Annotated in this window: 13 protein-coding genes; 9 read left to right on the forward strand and 4 right to left on the reverse strand. The window is 39.0% G+C overall.

All coding sequences use genetic code 11. The annotated features are described in order from the left end of the window. Positions 1-27 precede the first annotated feature (27 nt). Both I6F45_RS16305 and priA read right to left on the reverse strand, forming a co-directional pair. Entirely contained in the window at positions 28-555 is a 528-nt protein-coding gene (locus I6F45_RS16305; RefSeq protein WP_007582031.1) for an SPOR domain-containing protein, read from the reverse strand. Positions 556-575: 20 nt separating this feature from the next. After that, positions 576-2,762, reverse strand: a complete 2,187-nt coding sequence (gene priA, locus I6F45_RS16310; RefSeq protein WP_007582030.1) for a primosomal protein N' — start codon at positions 2,760-2,762, stop codon at positions 576-578. A 230-nt stretch (positions 2,763-2,992) separates the two neighbouring features. On the opposite strand from priA, the gene rpmE reads away from it, so the two are divergent. Further along, on the forward strand, positions 2,993-3,208 hold the full coding sequence (gene rpmE / locus I6F45_RS16315) for a 50S ribosomal protein L31 (RefSeq protein WP_007582029.1): 216 nt from the start codon (positions 2,993-2,995) through the stop codon (positions 3,206-3,208). A 688-nt stretch (positions 3,209-3,896) separates the two neighbouring features. Next, positions 3,897-5,138 carry a malic enzyme-like NAD(P)-binding protein gene (locus I6F45_RS16320; RefSeq protein WP_007582028.1) on the forward strand — a complete coding sequence of 414 codons (1,242 nt, stop codon included), beginning with the start codon at positions 3,897-3,899 and terminating at the stop codon, positions 5,136-5,138. Between the two features lie 82 nt (positions 5,139-5,220). Here the strand turns inward: I6F45_RS16320 and metJ are convergent, their stop codons facing one another. Further along, on the reverse strand, positions 5,221-5,541 hold the full coding sequence (metJ, locus tag I6F45_RS16325; RefSeq protein ID WP_007586263.1) for a met regulon transcriptional regulator MetJ: 321 nt from the start codon (positions 5,539-5,541) through the stop codon (positions 5,221-5,223). Positions 5,542-5,830: 289 nt separating this feature from the next. On the opposite strand from metJ, the gene metB reads away from it, so the two are divergent. Then, positions 5,831-7,078 carry a cystathionine gamma-synthase gene (gene metB / locus I6F45_RS16330; protein WP_121954134.1) on the forward strand — a complete coding sequence of 416 codons (1,248 nt, stop codon included), beginning with the start codon at positions 5,831-5,833 and terminating at the stop codon, positions 7,076-7,078. 170 nt (positions 7,079-7,248) lie between these two features. Next, positions 7,249-9,594, forward strand: coding sequence for a bifunctional aspartate kinase/homoserine dehydrogenase II (gene metL / locus I6F45_RS16335; RefSeq protein ID WP_165728110.1), 2,346 nt, complete (start codon positions 7,249-7,251; stop codon positions 9,592-9,594). 64 nt (positions 9,595-9,658) lie between these two features. On the opposite strand, the gene I6F45_RS16340 is transcribed toward metL, so the two are convergent. Next, positions 9,659-12,151: a penicillin-binding protein 1A gene (locus tag I6F45_RS16340; RefSeq protein WP_197119283.1), complete on the reverse strand. Its 2,493-nt coding sequence runs from the start codon at positions 12,149-12,151 to the stop codon at positions 9,659-9,661. Between the two features lie 130 nt (positions 12,152-12,281). Here I6F45_RS16340 and I6F45_RS16345 point away from each other — a divergent pair, with 130 nt between their 5' ends. From I6F45_RS16345 to I6F45_RS16365, 5 genes are read left to right on the forward strand one after another with little or no spacing between them, the layout of a single operon-like run. Further along, the gene (locus tag I6F45_RS16345; protein WP_024589891.1) at positions 12,282-13,361 is read left to right on the forward strand and encodes a pilus assembly protein PilM; all 1,080 of its coding nucleotides are present in this window, start codon (positions 12,282-12,284) and stop codon (positions 13,359-13,361) included. Further along, positions 13,349-13,921: a PilN domain-containing protein gene (locus I6F45_RS16350; RefSeq protein WP_007586268.1), complete on the forward strand. Its 573-nt coding sequence runs from the start codon at positions 13,349-13,351 to the stop codon at positions 13,919-13,921. The genes I6F45_RS16345 and I6F45_RS16350 overlap by 13 nt, the downstream gene beginning before the upstream one ends. Further along, complete coding sequence (locus I6F45_RS16355) at positions 13,911-14,516, forward strand: type 4a pilus biogenesis protein PilO (RefSeq protein WP_007586270.1); 606 nt, start codon at positions 13,911-13,913, stop codon at positions 14,514-14,516. Before I6F45_RS16350 ends, I6F45_RS16355 begins: the two co-directional genes overlap by 11 nt. Further along, entirely contained in the window at positions 14,513-15,052 is a 540-nt protein-coding gene (locus tag I6F45_RS16360) for a pilus assembly protein PilP (RefSeq protein ID WP_007586272.1), read from the forward strand. The genes I6F45_RS16355 and I6F45_RS16360 overlap by 4 nt, the downstream gene beginning before the upstream one ends. Further along, complete coding sequence (locus tag I6F45_RS16365; RefSeq protein ID WP_165740601.1) at positions 15,039-17,144, forward strand: type IV pilus secretin PilQ; 2,106 nt, start codon at positions 15,039-15,041, stop codon at positions 17,142-17,144. Before I6F45_RS16360 ends, I6F45_RS16365 begins: the two co-directional genes overlap by 14 nt. Positions 17,145-17,316: the final 172 nt, after the last annotated feature.

A 17,316-nucleotide genomic window follows, 5' to 3' on the forward strand; every position in this document is an offset into this window, starting at 1 on the left:
GAGGTTATATGGGTGAATGGTTTATTTTCAAGTCCAGCCCCAAATTCCGCAGCCGACTATTTTTACACGTTTAAGTTTGTTTTTATCGCTTTCGGCTTGGCGTTTGGTTTTATAAGGGCCTAAACGTACTTTATACCAAGTGCCATTGCTGCCTTCAGCCTGTTTGATCTCAGAAATGAGCCCTGCAAATGCGATTTTAGCTTTTAATGATTCAGCTTGTGCATGAGTTCTGAACGAACCGCATTGCATAACATAAGGACCTTTTTGCTCAAGTTCTTTTACTTCAACTTGAATCTCGTGGTTTCTAATTTCTTTAATAAATTCCGGTGTACGTGGAATAACAACTTCTACTTTTGCGGGTGCAGTTGGGTTAGCTTGTTTTTCGACAAGCTTTGGATCGGCATTACTTTTTATAAACCATAGTGTGTAGGCAAAACCACCTACAAGTAAGATGGCTATAACGGCTAAAAGAATAGGAAATGGTTTTTTAGCGGGTGCGTTTTTTTTACTGTTTCTGCCTGCAGGCTTTTTATTAATATAATCGTGCTGTGCCATGGTGTTATTTTGGCCTTAACCTAAATCATGTCTATAGGGTCTACGTCTAAGCTCCAGCGTACTTTTTGTGCAAGTTTACTGGTACTTAAATAATCAACCATTTGCGCAAGGTACTGATGTAATATGCGACGATCTTGCGCTTGAATATGCAATTGAAAACGATACATACCTGCGACTCTTTCAAGTGGGGCAGGGATCGGACCGAGCAATTGTATACCAGATACCCCATTCACAGGAACCAAATCCGTCAAAAAATCGACGACTAGTTTAATACTATGTCCTTGTGCACGCACAATGGCCATATTTGTAATGGGCGGTAAGTCAGCATCATCGCGCTCACTAAGAGCAAAGCGGGCAAAGTCTTGGTAACCATTATTAACTAAGTCTTGCAAAAGAGGATGTTCTGGAAAGTGTGTTTGTAATAACACTTGACCAGGCTCACCTGAACGTCCAGCACGCCCCGCTACTTGGGTGACTAATTGCGCTAAATGCTCTGTCGCTCTAAAGTCGCATGAGTATAAGCCGCTATCTACATCTAAAATTATAACAAGGCTTACATCTGCAAAGTGATGGCCTTTGGCAAGCATTTGTGTGCCCACTAAAATGCGTGCGCCGCCTAGGTTTATTTCATCAAGTGCTTTTTCAAGGCTACCTTTACGGCGAGTTGAATCGCGGTCTATACGAGTAACAGGTGTATCAGGGAATTCGGTCGATAAAAACTCTTCAATTTGCTCTGTGCCTTTACCGTTAGGAAATATTTGCGTACTTCCACAGTCAGGGCATTGGTGAGGGACAGGGTACTGGTCGCCACAGTGATGACAGATCATTTGCCCAATCGCTTTATGAAATGTAGCGCTGGTACTGCATCGTTTACACTCGCTCAACCAACCGCACTCATGGCAAATAAGGGTGGGTGAGAAACCTCGGCGATTTAAAAATACCATAACCTGTTTACCGCGATTTAAGTGCTGACGCATAGTAGCAAGACTTGCATGTGCAATACCTGCTTGGTCGGGCTGACCTTTCATATCGAGTAACTTAAACTGATTGTCAGTCGCTGTTTGCGCACGCTCCGTTAAACTTAATAGCTGGTATTTGTTATTAATTGCTTTGTGAAGTGTTTCAAGCGCGGGTGTGGCGCTGCCTAATATAAGCGGGATTTTATGCTGAAAAGCTCTGTAAGCGGCTAAATCACGAGCATGGTAACGAAGGGTATCTTGTTGTTTAAATGACGAGTCGTGTTCTTCATCAACAACAATCATACCGAGTTTTAAAAATGGCAGAAAAATACTCGAACGTGTGCCAATAACTATCGCACAACTGCCTTTTTCGCAAAAACGCCATGTTTGTAAACGTTCGTTGTCGGTAAGTGCTGAGTGCCAAAGCATAATGGGTGTATCAGGAAAGCGGCGGCGAAAACGGTTTACGGTTTGTGGTGTTAGGCCGATTTCGGGCACGAGTACGAGGGCTTGCTCGCCACGTTTGAGTACTTCTTCTAGGCACTGTAAATACACTTCGGTTTTACCGCTGCCCGTTACGCCTTCTAATAAGAAGCTGCTAAAGCCAGTACTTTGATTTATAGCTGTGCAAGCAACCGCTTGTTCTTTATTAAGTACTGGTTTACTACCGACGGTTGGAGCAACACTTTGCCATTGGTTATCGTGCTCAATAGTTTGTGTTATGAGTTCTTTATCTATTAAGCTATCTATTGTTTTTTTACTAAAGCCCAGTGCTTTTAACTCAGTTAATGATGACTTACCTGATTGCGATAACTGCTTTAATAGGTTGAGCTGTGTTTTAGCTTTTAATGACGGTACTTTTGCACCTTTTTCTGTCAGGGCAACCATATTAATACTGGTTTTATCAGGCGATTCACCTTGGCGAAGTGCACCAGGTAGCGCTATATGAATAGTTTCGCCTAATGGATAGCAATAATAGCGGGCAGTAAAGCTAAGGAGTTCTAAATGCTGGGCACTTAAAATAGGGGCGTCGTCTATTACCTCTATAATATTTTTAATTTTATTTAAAGGGACGTCGGTACTGCTTTTAATACCCAAAACAACCGCTACTTTTTTTTGATTACCAAAAGGTACCAAAACTCGCATGCCAGGTAGTAAGGGAATTGATAAGCCACTGAGCTGTTCTTCTATTTTATAATCAAAGGTGCGTGGAAGCGGGACTTTAATAGCAACTTCAACAAAACTCATAACAACTCAACCCGTAAAATTAATGCTGTAATGTACTAAAAATAACGCTAAAAACCTACTAGCAATAGTGCTTGAGAAAGAGATTGTTCACTTTTTTGGCAAAAATATAAATAAATACTTGTGTGGGGGGAGGTTGTTGGATAAAATCCGCCACCAACAAATTTGTTTTAACGACGTATGGTGCCAAACTCCGGGTTTGGAGAGCGATGCGGCCTTAACTAGAGGTTCCTATGAAAGAAGGTATTCACCCTAAGTACGAAGTAATTTCTGCAACATGTTCATGTGGAAATAAATTCGAAACTAGCTCAACTCTTTGTAAAGACATTCACTTAGACGTATGTTCTGCGTGTCACCCGTTTTACACTGGTAAGCAAAAAGTTTTAGACACTGGCGGACGTGTTGATCGCTTCAACAAGCGCTTTGGTGCACTTGCCAGCAAGAAGTAATTATTGCTGTTTAGTTAAAAAAAGCACCTTAGGGTGCTTTTTTTGTGCCTAAAATTTGTTATTTATTATCTTAAACTAACCTACATAAATCTTTGAGCAATTTAACGAATTAAATTGCACTATAACGTCGTTAAAAAATTTTTATTTAGAACAACTAGATACAAAAATTTTTGCCTAGTTCTAGCGTAATTTTCTTAACGTTAAATAGACCCCATATATAAGCAGATTGGTATTATTTCGTTGATTTTAACTATCCCCTCCTTTTGCATAACTATTTCCTATTCTTATTCTGAGTATGCATAATCCTTTACAGACAAATCGATAGATATTCTCTATATTTTAAATAGTACAATTTTTAACTAGGTTGATAAAAGTATCTAACGTGGGCTTATCTGTTTTTAAAGTAGGGTAGTAGGCTGTTATTCTAAGTTTATGCTGATACTTTAAGTATACATTTTATAAGATTTTGATAGGCATAAAAGCACCTTAAAACTTACTTTTTAGGTGAATTTTTATTTATTAAATGTTGATATAATCCTGCAAAGTTACTGAAAAACCTCTTAAAATTATAGGATATAGCATATAACAGGATAGACCTGATATTGCTTGGAATTTAAAAATAATAAGGGTATCGTACCCCAAGACTCCATCTCTCACTTTAACTTAAATTGCAGGATACCATCGCGTTATGTCTGACTTTCGTGAACAAGCACTACATTACCACTCACATCCCGTACCAGGTAAAATTAGCATTGAGCTTACAAAACCAGCTGAAACGGCTCATGATCTTGCACTTGCGTATAGCCCAGGTGTTGCCGAACCTGTACGTGAAATAGCTGCAGATCCTGCAAATGCTTATAAATATACGGGTAAAGGTAACATGGTTGCGGTTATTACTAATGGTACTGCAATTCTAGGCCTTGGTAATTTAGGTCCTTTAGCGTCTAAGCCTGTAATGGAAGGTAAAGCGCTATTGTTTAAACGTTTTGCAGGGCTTGATTCTATCGATATTGAAGTTAAGCACAAAACAACAGAAGACTTTATTAATACGGTTGCCAATATTGCCGACACATTCGGTGGTATTAACCTTGAAGATATTAAAGCACCAGAGTGTTTTGAAATTGAAAAAGCATTAATAGAGCGTTGTAGCATTCCTGTTTTTCATGATGATCAACACGGTACTGCCATTGTAACGGCTGCTGGTATGTTAAATGCGCTGGAAGTACAAGGTAAGTCAATTGAAGATGCAATTATTGTATGTTTAGGTGCAGGCGCTGCCGCTGTTGCGTGTATGGAGCTGTTAATTAAGTGTGGTGCACTGCGTGAACACATTTATATGCTTGACCGCAAAGGTGTTATTCATACCCGCCGCGATGACTTAAATGAATATAAACAGCTTTTTGCTAACAATACCGATAAGCGTACATTGCAAGATGTAATTGCAGATGCTGATGTGTTTGTGGGTGTTTCTGGTCCTAACTTATTAGCGGCTGAAGATTTAAAGCTAATGGCTGCAAAACCAGTTGTGTTTGCATGTTCAAACCCAGATCCTGAGATTGATCCTGCACTTGCGCACGGCGCACGCAACGATTTAATCATGGCAACAGGGCGCTCTGATTACCCTAACCAAGTTAATAATGTTTTATGTTTCCCGTTTATTTTCCGTGGTGCACTTGATGTACGTGCAAGTGCTATTAACGATGAAATGAAAATTGCTGCAGTAGATGCTATTCGAAGTATTGCCAAAGAGCCAGTACCTGCAGAAGTTTTAAAAGCCGCTGGAGTAGATAAACTAGAATTTGGTGCGCAGTATATTATTCCAAAACCAATGGATCCACGTTTACTGCCGCGTATAGCAAGAGCTGTTGCACTTGCTGCAATTGAGTCAGGTGTTGCACAAATTGAGCTACCTGAAAACTATATGCAGTAAATCTATACAGTAGAGCTATGCAATAAAATTTAGACATAAAAAAACCTCAGTAATTACTGAGGTTTTTTTGTCTTTGTAATATTTATTCTTCGTTTAAAACGGGTACTTCTAGACCCATTTCTTGCATTATTTTTTTAACTTCTTCTGGTACTTTTTCGGCGTTATCTTTACGTAAGTCATCGTCATTTGGTAAAGGTTGGCCAGTAAAAGCATGCAAAAATGCCTCACATAGCAATTCACTATTTGTAGCATGGCGAAGGTTATTGATTTGACGACGTGTACGTTCGTCAGTTAATACCTTTAATACATTTAGCGGGATCGAAACGGTGATCTTTTTAACTTGCTCTGATTTTTTACCGTGTTCTGCGTATGGGTGAATATACTCACCATTCCATTTAGCCATAAGATGTATCGTTGCCTCAGATTATTAATTTCTCACACGGTATAAAAAGCGTGTAAATATGCGTGAAATTCTATCGATTTAAAAAAGATAGTCAAATAATAGATACCGATCTATCTTAATAAGCCTATTGTAGGTGTAAAGATAAGCACACTTTTGTGAGCTAAAATGTGTTATTCGCAGAAGCCCCTTCTACTTTTAGCCATCTAGAGCTTTAAAATACTTTGACTTATCAAAACGGATAACTTACTCTTTTAGACGTCTAAACATCCAAATTAATCAGGTGACGAATATGAGCGAAAAAAACAAAGCGACCATTGCTGTACGTAACGGCGTTGATGCTGATAAACATCATGGTGCGGTGGTACCGCCAATTTATTTATCGACTACTTATTCGTTTGCCGACTTTGATACTAAGCGTGAGTATGATTATGGTCGTAGCGGTAATCCTAATCGTGATATTTTAGCTGAGACGCTTGCTAAGCTTGAAGGTGGCGCTCGTGGCATAATTACAGCTACAGGCATGGCTGCCGTGCATTTAGCTACTCAGCTACTTAATAGTGACGATACGTTAGTAATTCCACATGATTGTTATGGTGGCAGCTATCGTTTATTTACATCTTTACAAAAACGCGGACTACTAAAGCTCGAAATATTAGATTTAACAAAAGAAGAAAGCCTTCAACAAATTTTAGTAATTAAACCTAAGCTTATTTGGATAGAAACCCCAAGTAACCCAGTACTTCGTTTAACAGATATTAAAGCGGTGACCGATGTTGCAAAGCAATGCGGTGCATTGGTGGCTGCAGATAACACGTTTTTGTCGCCTGCTTTACAAAATCCTCTTAAGTTTGGTGTAGATATTGTGGTGCATTCAACCACTAAATACATTAACGGACACTCAGATGTAGTAGGCGGCGCTGTTATTGCCGCAACACAAGAGTTAGGCGATGAGCTTGCTTGGTGGGCTAATAACATTGGTATTACGGGTGCGCCTTTTGATAGCTATTTAACGCTTCGTGGTTTACGTACTTTAAATGTGCGCCTAAGGCAGCATCAAGAAAATGCACTGGCAATAGCTAAGTATCTTGAAAGCTCTGAATATGTAAGCCAAGTTTACTACCCAGGTCTTGAGTCACATCCTCAACATGAGCTGGCTAAAGCACAGCAACTTGGTTTTGGTGGCATGGTGAGTTTTGATATTAAAGGCGATATAAACGACGCTGCGGCATTTTTAACTAGCCTTAAAACGTTTAGTTTAGCTGAGTCACTAGGTGGCGTAGAGAGCTTAATTTGTCACCCTGCAACTATGACGCACGCAGGTATGGAGGCAACAGCACGTTTAGAAGCGGGTGTGGGCGATACGCTTATTCGTATTTCGGTAGGTATTGAAGATATACACGATTTAGTCGCTGATTTTGAACGAGTGTTTGAACTTGTAAAACCAGGGCAAAATAAAAATGTTGGCCGTGTAGGCAAAGGAGCAGGCACTCCTGGTGGTAACGTTAAATTAAGTGCAGCCCGTCCGGCGCTTTGGTAAGTAATACCAATCCGCAATAATACCTAATCAATTTGAGGGATTAAACCGCACGCTAACTTCGTTAAAAATTTCTCATATAGAACAACTAAACAACGAAATTTTTGCCTTGTTATCGACACGGTTTTCTTATCCTCAAAATAGACAACTTAATTAAGCGAATTGGTATAAATATGGTCAATTGTGTACATAAATTTGGTGGTTCAAGCTTAAGCTCAAGTGAGCGCTATCAAAGCGTAGCTAAAATAATTATTGGGCATACTCAGACGGGCGACTGTGTTGTGGTATCGGCTGCGGGTAAGACAACCGATACGCTAGTATTACTTTGGCAAAGCTATCAAAAACAAGATACTCAAGCAGTCGCTGATATTTTACTGCAGTTAAATAACCATCAAAGTGATTTAATAGAGCAGCTATTAGAAGCCGATTTAAAACGAAGTGCACTTAAAACACTAAGTATCGAACTTAGCTATATTGCAGAACTTGCTCAAGCTGAGCAGCTAAAAGAGGCTGCATTGCTTGCACATGGCGAACTGTGGTCAGCACGTTTACTCGCTACTTATTTACAGCAGCTAAATATTGAGGCATGCGCTCAAGATGCACGTACTCTTTTTACCTTAAATGATGGCGAATTAATGCATGCGCAAAATGCGCAGCAATGTGGGCAGTTAATTTTGCCTAATAAAATAAATGTTGTTACTGGGTTTATTGCCGCAGATATCAAAGGCGAGACAGTAACGCTTGGCCGAAATGGCAGTGACTACAGTGCAACACTACTTGCAAATTATTGCCATGCTAAGCAAGTATGTATTTGGACTGATACACAGGGGGTGTATAGCACTGATCCTCGCAAGGTACAAAAAGCGATTAAGTACGGCAAAATTTGCCGTGGACAGGCTAATTTATTAGCTCGTTTGGGTAACCCTGTATTACATGCAAAAACACTATCGCCACTTAAAAACACAGATATTAAGCTAGCTGTTCGCAGTAGTTTTGACGTACAAGCAAGTCCAACAGATATAGTAAAAGAAGGTTCAGCGAAGAAAAAGCGCTTTATAACCACGTTGCAAAATGTTGACCTATTAATGGTTGAAGGGTTAAGTGAAGGTGAGGTTGCAAGTGTTAGTCAGCTTATTCAGCATAGCCTTCATCACTTTAACCATAATGGTGAAGTGTATTTAGTAGTACCGGCTGCACAAACATATCAAGTTATTAATTACTTTGCGGGTAGGGCAAATATTAGCGAGTCAAATTTAAACGGTTGTGCAATTGTAGCGCTTGAGCAAGACGTTAATACATTAAGCTTACAAGCATTAGATTTATTAAAACTCCACAGCATAAAACCTCGTTTTGTCCATCAAGATACTGGCTATGCTTTATTGCTTACCGATCAATTTATAGATAGTGATATACAAAGTGACTTACACGATAAGCTAATTAATAAAGGCCAAGAAATCGCAATTATAGTTGCGGGGCTTGGTAACGTTGGCGACGTTTTCATTAAACAGTTATCGGCACAATTTGAGCGTTTATCGGATGACTTTAGTATTAAATTAGTCGGTCTAATTCGCTCTAAAAAAATGCTGTTTAATGCAAGTGGTATTAATACACAGCAATGGAAAACTCAATGGCAGCATGAGGCAAATAGCTATCAATCTGCAGATTTACTGAATGCTATAAATGAGCTCGATTACGAGCATAAAATTGTAATTGATATTACCGCAAGTGAACAATTTAGCTTGTTATATCCAGACTTTGTAGATAGAAACTGTCATTTAATTAGTGCTAATAAATACGCTGGAACAGCACCTACTACTTGGTATAAAGCACTTCGTAGTAATATTAAAGAACGTAATTTACATTGGCGATATAACACCAGTGTAGGCGCTGGCTTACCTATTAACTTTGCTTTGGCTGATTTGCAAAATAGTGGCGATAAAATAACACGTATAGAAGGTGTTTTCTCAGGCACGCTTTCGTGGTTATGCAGTAAATATGATGGAACAAGGCCATTTTCTGAGTTGCTACTGGAAGCTCAGAAAATGGGATTCACAGAGCCAGACCCTCGCGAAGATTTATCTGGGCGAGATATGCAGCGTAAGCTACTTATTTTAGCTCGAGAGCTAGGTGTTGAGCTTGAACTTGACGATATTAGCTTATCGGCATTGATGCCAGATGAACTTGCGCTGGGAAGTTGGGATGACTTTTTAAATAAAAAAGCACAGCTAGACGCGTTCATCGAAGAGCATGCAGTGACAGCAAAGTCTAAAAATTTAGTACTTAGATATACGGGCTTGTTAGAAATCACACAAGGTGAAGTAATTGCTAAAGTGGGAATAGCGTATGTGCCTAATGGCGATGCATTAGCAAACCTTACACCTGGCGATAATATTTTTGTAATTAATAGCAAATGGTATAGCGATAACGCATTAGTGATTCAGGGGCCAGGAGCGGGTAGAGAAGTGACCGCCGCGGGTGTGCACTCTGATTTATATTGGCTTGTTCAAAACTTAAAATAAACCTTTGGTTTAAACAAAAACGGCAGCTTAAATAAGCTGCCGTTTTTGTATTACATACATATTATTAAAATAGCTCTTCTTCTGTTTTAGTGTCTTCTTCAAATATATCGTTAGGCTGAGATAGCACATACTTTGTAGGTGCAGTACCTTTTTCAAAATATTCAAATCGACTCGTGTAATCATTTTTATGGCTAAGTAAGCCGGTAGCTAAATCAATACGAATAGAAACAAGTCCCTCAGGCGGCTCAATTGGGGCTTCAGGCTTGCCTTCAAGTGCCGCTTTCATAAATTCAACCCATGCTGGCTGCGCGGTTTTAGCGCCAGATTCCGCACCTGATATTTGGCTGCTATCTAGGTTGTTGTTATATGTAGAGCGACCAAGAGCGTTGCCCGGATTATCAAAGCCAACCCAAACTGAGGTCATCACATTACTATTAAAACCGCTAAACCAGGTATCTACTGAGTCATTAGTTGTGCCTGTTTTACCTGAAATATCGCGACGATCTAGCGCTTGTGCTCGCCAACCGGTTCCACTCCAACCTGTTTTATGAGCCCAGCTACCACCCCCCCAAATTGCACTATTCATAGCATCAGCAATTAAAAATGCATTTTGCTTAGAAATAATTCTCGGCGCACATTTTTTCGTTTGCTCCATTTCATCATCACTATTATGCATCGAGAGAGCATTGTGTGTTGGCAAAGGCTCTTCGTCACAGGCAAGAGCAGGGTTTGCTTTAAACAATATATTGCCGTAAGCGTCTTGAATTTCTGAGATAAAGTAAGGTTCAATTAAATGACCGCCATTGGCAAATGTGCTCATGCCTCTTGCAAGTTCAAGCGGGGTAATAGAAGCACTACCAAGTGCTAATGATTCACTACGATTAATGTCAGCGTCTTTAAAACCAAATTTTAGTAAGTGATCAGCTGTACGTTGCAATCCAACACCACGTAGTAAGCGCACCGAAATAACGTTTTTAGACTGCGCTAAAGCACGGCGAATTCGAATAGGACCGTTGTAAACAGCAGGGCTGTTTTTAGGGCGCCATGCTACGCCTTGGCTCTTATCCCATTGGTTTATAGGTGCATCATTTAATATAGACGCAAGCGTGTAACCTTTTTCAAGTGCTGCTGAATATATAAAAGGTTTTATATTAGAACCCACTTGACGCTTAGCTTGTATCGCTCGGTTGTATTGACTTTGCTCAAAGCTGTAACCCCCTACAATAGCTTTTATTCTACCGTCTTGTGGATCGAGGGATACAATAGCGCTTGATGCTTCTGGTATTTGGCTTAATAAGTAGCTGTTATCTTCGTTTTGACGTACCCATATTTGCATACCTGGCGTTAAAATATCAGTAGCTGCTTTTGGAGCAAAGCTTTGGCGGTAGCGAGTAATATACTTACGCGCCCATTTTAAACTATCCCAACTGAGAGTTGTTTGCTCACCGTTTTTAAGTAGTACTGTAGCTGTTTTATTATTAACACTGAGTACTGCTGCAACTTTTAAAGTGCCTAACTCATTTACGCTCTGTAATTTATTGAGTATTTGTTGCTCAGTTAAAGCTGGTTGTGTTTCAGGATTCCATAAAACATCAGTTGGACCTCTAAAACCATGACGCATATCGTAACTGTGTAAGTTATTTACAAGTGCGTTTTGCGCTGCTTTTTGAACCTTTGACTCTACTGAGGTAAAAATTTTAAAACCAGAGTTGTAAGCTTTATCTACCCCATAGCGCGAAACCATTTCAGCGCGCACCATTTCAGAGATATACGGTGCGTATAAGTTTATTTCTGCACCGTGAAAATAAGCTGTAATAGGTTGGCTAGTTGCTTCGTTATATTGCTCTTGTGTTATATAGTCTTCGGTCAGTAAACGGCCTAAAACTACATTTCGGCGCGCTTTTGCACGCGTTGGGTTACGAATTGGGTTTAAAGCTGAAGGTGCTTTAGGTAAACCTGCAATCATCGCCATTTGCGCAAGTGTTAAATCTTTTAGCTCTTTACCGTAATAAACTTGCGCTGCTGCACCAATACCGAAAGCACGATTACCTAATTCTATTTTATTAAGGTAAAGCTCTAAAATTTCGTCTTTTGTTAACACTCCTTCAATATGAAGCGCTATAAATATTTCTTTAACTTTACGGATATACGCTTTTTCGCGTGTTAAAAAGAAATTACGAGCAAGCTGCATAGTAATAGTACTTGCACCTTGTTTTTTCTCGCCAGTAGATATAAGAACAACAGCCGAACGTACTATACCAATAGGGTCTATGCCTATATGATCGTAAAATCGATTATCTTCTGTCGCTAAAAATGCATTAATGAGTGTTTGAGGAATTTCATCAATAGTCACTGGAATACGACGTTTTTCACCAAATTGATTGATTAAAAGCCCATCTTTAGTGAATACTTGCATAGGAGTTTGTAATTGCACGTCTTTTAAAACTTGCACACTGGGGATATCAGGTTTAACGTAGTAATAAAGACTGATCAAAGTAATCAGACCAATTAACACACAAATGATAAAAAATTGTAAAGTTCGTTTTAATAAAATCACTTATATTTCCCTAAATGGACTCCCAATTGCGAGTTTTGACTGCTAGTATATATTGATTAAAAAATGAATAATATTTTTTCATATAAAAATTATAACTTGTTTATTATTAAAACAAAGGCCAAGTTGAAACATGCTAAGTCAACTATTTCAAAAACCGTCCCAAATGATGGTAGGAATTGATATTGGATCACACTCTATTAAGGCTGTGCTTTTACGTGAAATTGAAACTGGATTTCGACTCGAAGCACTTGCAATTGAGCCGATGCCAAAAGGCGCTATGAGTGAGCGCACAATTCAAGATATTGAAGCGATTGGTAACGTAATTACAAAATTAAGAAAAAAATTACCAAAGTCGTTAAAATCTGCAGCAGTGGCTGTTTCTGGCCAAACAGTCATTACAAAAGTGATCTTCATGGATGTATCGTTAACTGATGCTGAACTTGAGTCGCAAATTGAAATTGAAGCCGATAGTTTAATTCCATATCCTCTTGATGAAGTGAGCCTCGACTTTGAGAAGCTTTCGACGAATGAGGCCGATCCTAGTAAAATGAATGTTTTGCTTTCAGCTGCTCGTACTGAGAGTGTAGAAGCGCGAGTTGGCGCTTTAGAAGCTGCAAATTTAGAAGCTAAAATAGTTGATGTAGAAAGCTATGCGTTAAGTCGTGCAATGGATGTGTATTACCAACAATTACCTAGCGACGCATTTAATAAATGTGTGGCTGTGGTTGATATTGGTGCGGTTTTAATGCTCGTGAGCGTTGTTCAAGCAGGGGAAACAATTTATACACGTGACCAAGTTTTTGGTGGCGACCAATATACAAATAGTATTGTTGCTTATTATAATAAAGGATTTGATGAAGCTGAAATTGGTAAAACATCAGGTGATTTACCGCCAAACTACACATTTGAAGTATTAGCCCCTTTTCAAACTTCGTTACTCCAACAAGTGCGACGCGCGGTGCAAATGTTTTTAACAACCAGTGGCAAAGAGCAAATCGACTATATTGTATTAACGGGTGGTACATCGATGATTAAAGGTATTGACCGATTACTCATTGAAGAACTAGGTATTCACTCTGTCGTTGCTGAGCCTTTTGAAAATATGGAAATTTCTCCAAAAGTAGATCGTAATGTAATGCAGCGTCACAAAACGCAGTTTGCAATTGCGACAGGGTTGGCATTAAGGAGCTTTTCAACATGCCACATATAAATCTACTTCCTTGGCGTGAATCGCAGCGCGAAGAATCGAAAAAGAAATTTGTAACTATACTTATTGGTGTCGTTATACTTTGTTTTGCGAGTATGTACTTATTAAGCTCTTTTTATAGTGCATTAAAAGACGGTCAAAACTTAAAGAATAACTATTTAAGCTCAGAAATTAGCATGCTAGATAAAAAAATAAGTGAAATTAGAAGTTTAGATAAAAGAAAAGAAAACTTACAACAGCGTATGAGGCTCATTGAAGAATTACAAAGCAGCCGTAATTTGGGTACGCAAATAATGGATGAAGTTGCCAAAATAGTGCCGGGTGGGGTTTACTTAACAAAACTCGAGCGCAGAGGCAGCCAAATACATGTATTGGGACGTAGTGAATCTAATAACCGTTTATCAACAATGCTGCGCCAAGTACAAAGCTCATATTTACTAGAGAATCCTTCAATGCAAGGCATTGTTGCAGGCGATCAATCTTCGCGTTTACTTAGTGATTTTAATATGGAATTTTATGTAAAACCATTTGATAAAATTGGTGAGGTTAGCGATGAGCCTTGATTTTAAAGCACTGAGTGAAATTGATTGGAATGAAATAGAGCTTGATAACATTGGCGATTGGCCTATTGCAGTTAAAGCAATTTGCTGTACGTTTGTTGCCGGACTTGTATTGTTTTTTAGTTATAGCCTATTAGTTTCTGATGAAATTGATAGTTACCACAGTGCAGTTGCGAAAGAGGTCGAGTTACGCACAACTTATCGCACTAAATACGCAGTCGCGAGTAAGCTTGAGATCTACCGTCAACAAATGATTGAAATGGAAGATAAGTTTTCACAATTATTAAAACGTTTACCTACCTCTAACGAAACCCCTGGTTTACTTGATGATTTGTCGTATGTTGGCACAACAAGTGGTCTGACTTTTTTAAAAATAGGTTGGTTACCAGAAGTCGAGAAAGAATTTTATACTGAATTACCGATTAAAATAGAAGTGATAGGGACCTACCATGAATTTGGTGAGTTTGTGGGTAAAGTAGCTCAGTTACCACGAATTGTAAGCTTACATGACTTTTCTATTTTATCATCGGGCGATAAACAGTTAACATTTAGTGTTGTTGCAAAAACATATCGCTATGAAGAAGGGGTTAAAAAATGAAGCTCCTTCGCGTAGTACCTGTAGTAATGGTGTTTGTTTTGAGTGGTTGTAATGATGATACGTCTGAGCAAAAAGAATTTATTGATCAAGTAAAAGCAAGCACAACACCAAAGGTTGAATCAATTCCTGAGCTGACAAAGTTTGAAATATTTGAGTACAGTGCTGGTCAGCTACGTAGCCCGTTTGTAGCGCCTCAGCCTGAGATAATCCAAAATAAATTAACGCAAGTAAAAAACTGTTTGCACCCAGATCAAGAGCGTCGCCGCGAACCGTTAGAAAAATACCCGCTAGATAACTTAGCAATGAAAGGCACAATTGGTTCTAGTGGACAAATATGGGCATTAATAACAGCAGCTGACGCTACTTTGCATCGTGTAACGGTAGGGAATTACCTTGGTAGTTATGATGGCAAAGTAAAAACAGTAAGTAACGACTATATAGAGTTAGTGGAATTAATCCCTGATGGGTCTGGCTGTTGGAAAGAGCGCTTGACTAAATTAGAAATGTTAGAGGCGGCAACAGATGGCGCAAATTAATAATAAAAAAGGTAAAAATAGCATGCATAAGGATGTACTTTGGCTTCATCGTATTTCACAAACATTACTGGCTGCTGTTGCTTTAGTCACTGTAAATTCAGCCGTTGCAGGGCCGTTACTTTATGATGTTCGTTATAATCCATTACTTAAAGGCGAAACTGAGTTACAGCTTGTTTTTGATGAAGAGTTAACGCTTGAGCCAAAAGTTCAGGTGTTTAATAGCCCAGCCCGAATCGAAATGTTTTTTGATACCGCAGAGTTAGAGGTTGGTTTAAATGATGTTGAAGTTAATCAAGCTGGAATTAGCAGTGTTACTAATGTTTTAACTAACAGTGGTTTAAAGGTAACGGTAAACTTAGATAGATTAAAAATTTATGAAACTGAAGTTCATAACAACTTAGTATCAATACGCGTGTCTGATAATCCTCTTACAGAATCTGAAAATGAAGATGTAGCGATGGACTCAGGTGATGTAAGTGGAAATTACATCAACCGTATCCAATCAATTGATTTTAGACGTGGTGAAAAGGGCGAAGCGAAAGTACTCGTATTTTTACAAGACACTCAAGCTGCAATTGAAGTCCATGAAAGTGGCGGTAAAATTTACGCTGACTTTCATCACACCGATATTTTAGATGACCTACTTTATGAATTAGATGTATTAGATTTTGGTACTGTTGTAAGTAATATCGAGACTTTTAAAGAAGACGGATTAAGTCGTGTCGTTATTGAGCCAAACGCTCAGTTTACATTTACGTACCAGCAAATAGATAATATTTTAACGCTGACGGTAGAAAAAGATGAAACGCAAAACGCCTATTTAGATGGTGGCGTTGAGTATCAAGGTCGCCCTATGACCTTAAATTTTCAAGATATCTCTGTGCGAGCAGCACTACAAATTATTGCGGGCTACAATGACTTTAACTTAGTAACCAGCGATTCAGTAACGGGTAACATAACGCTGCGCTTAGATGGCGTACCGTGGGATCAAGCGCTTGATGTAGTACTGCGTATTAAAGGGCTAGATAAGCGCATGGATGGCTCTATTTTAATGGTAGCACCTGCAGAAGAACTAGCTGCACGTGAAGCTAAAGATTTAAAAGCTAAACAGCAAGTTGAAGACTTAGAGCCTCTGTACAGTGAATACATTCGATTAAACTATGCTAAGGCCGAAGATTTTGCTGATTTATTAAAAACAGATAGAAACAGCATTATAACAGCCCGTGGTAGTGTATCGGTTGATCAGCGTACAAATACCTTATTAGTAAAAGATACGGTAAAGAGTATAGAAAATATCCGCCGCATGATTGAAACACTCGATATTCCAGTACAGCAGGTTGTAATAGAATCTCGTATGGTAACTGTGCGTGATAATGTTACTGAGGACTTAGGCGTACGCTGGGGCTTTAGTGACCAAGGTAGTAGTGTTGGTATTTCAGGCTCACTTGAAGGCGCAGAAGGCATTTATAACGCGACATCAACTTCAAATGCGCCAAGTATTTCAGATCGATTAAATGTAAATTTACCTACATCAAACCCAGCAGCGAGTATTGGCTTACACATAGCAAAACTGGCTAACGGAACGTTAATTGATTTAGAGCTAAGTGCGCTTGAAAAAGAGAACAAAGGTGAGATTATTGCAAGCCCGCGCATTATTGCAGCAAACCAGCAAAAAGCGCGAATAGAGCAAGGTACTGAAATTCCTTACACTGAGTCAGCTTCAAGTGGTGCTACTACCGTAAGCTTTAAAAAAGCGGTACTGAGTTTAGAAGTAACGCCTCATATAACCCCGGATAATAAAGTAATACTAGACTTAGTGATTACTCAAGATACACGTGGTGATACCGTACAAACGGGTACAGGTGAAGCTGTGTCTATTGATACCCAAGAGATCCAAACACAAGTATTAGTTGAGAATGGACAAACCGTAGTACTCGGTGGTATTTTCCAGCAGCAAATCATTAATACTACAAGTAAAGTACCAATTTTAGGTGATATTCCTTATGTAGGAAGACTATTTAAAAGCACAAGTGAGTTTAATGAAAAGCGTGAATTACTTATTTTTGTGACACCAAAAATACAAATTGATTAAAATACAGTGGTTTTATGTTAACCAACGGGTGATTATTTAGATTAATTGCTCGTTATATGGCTTTTTATCCTAATTGACTTGAAATACCCCTGCAATTACTGAGATAATCCCCTCCTTAATTTTGGGGCCAGGTCGTTAGGCGGGGTTTTATTTCAAATTTTAGAGTTTGTTT

Origin of the sequence: Pseudoalteromonas sp. SWYJZ19, assembly GCF_015864375.1 — a bacterium.
In the GTDB taxonomy this organism is placed as follows: domain Bacteria; phylum Pseudomonadota; class Gammaproteobacteria; order Enterobacterales; family Alteromonadaceae; genus Pseudoalteromonas; species Pseudoalteromonas arctica.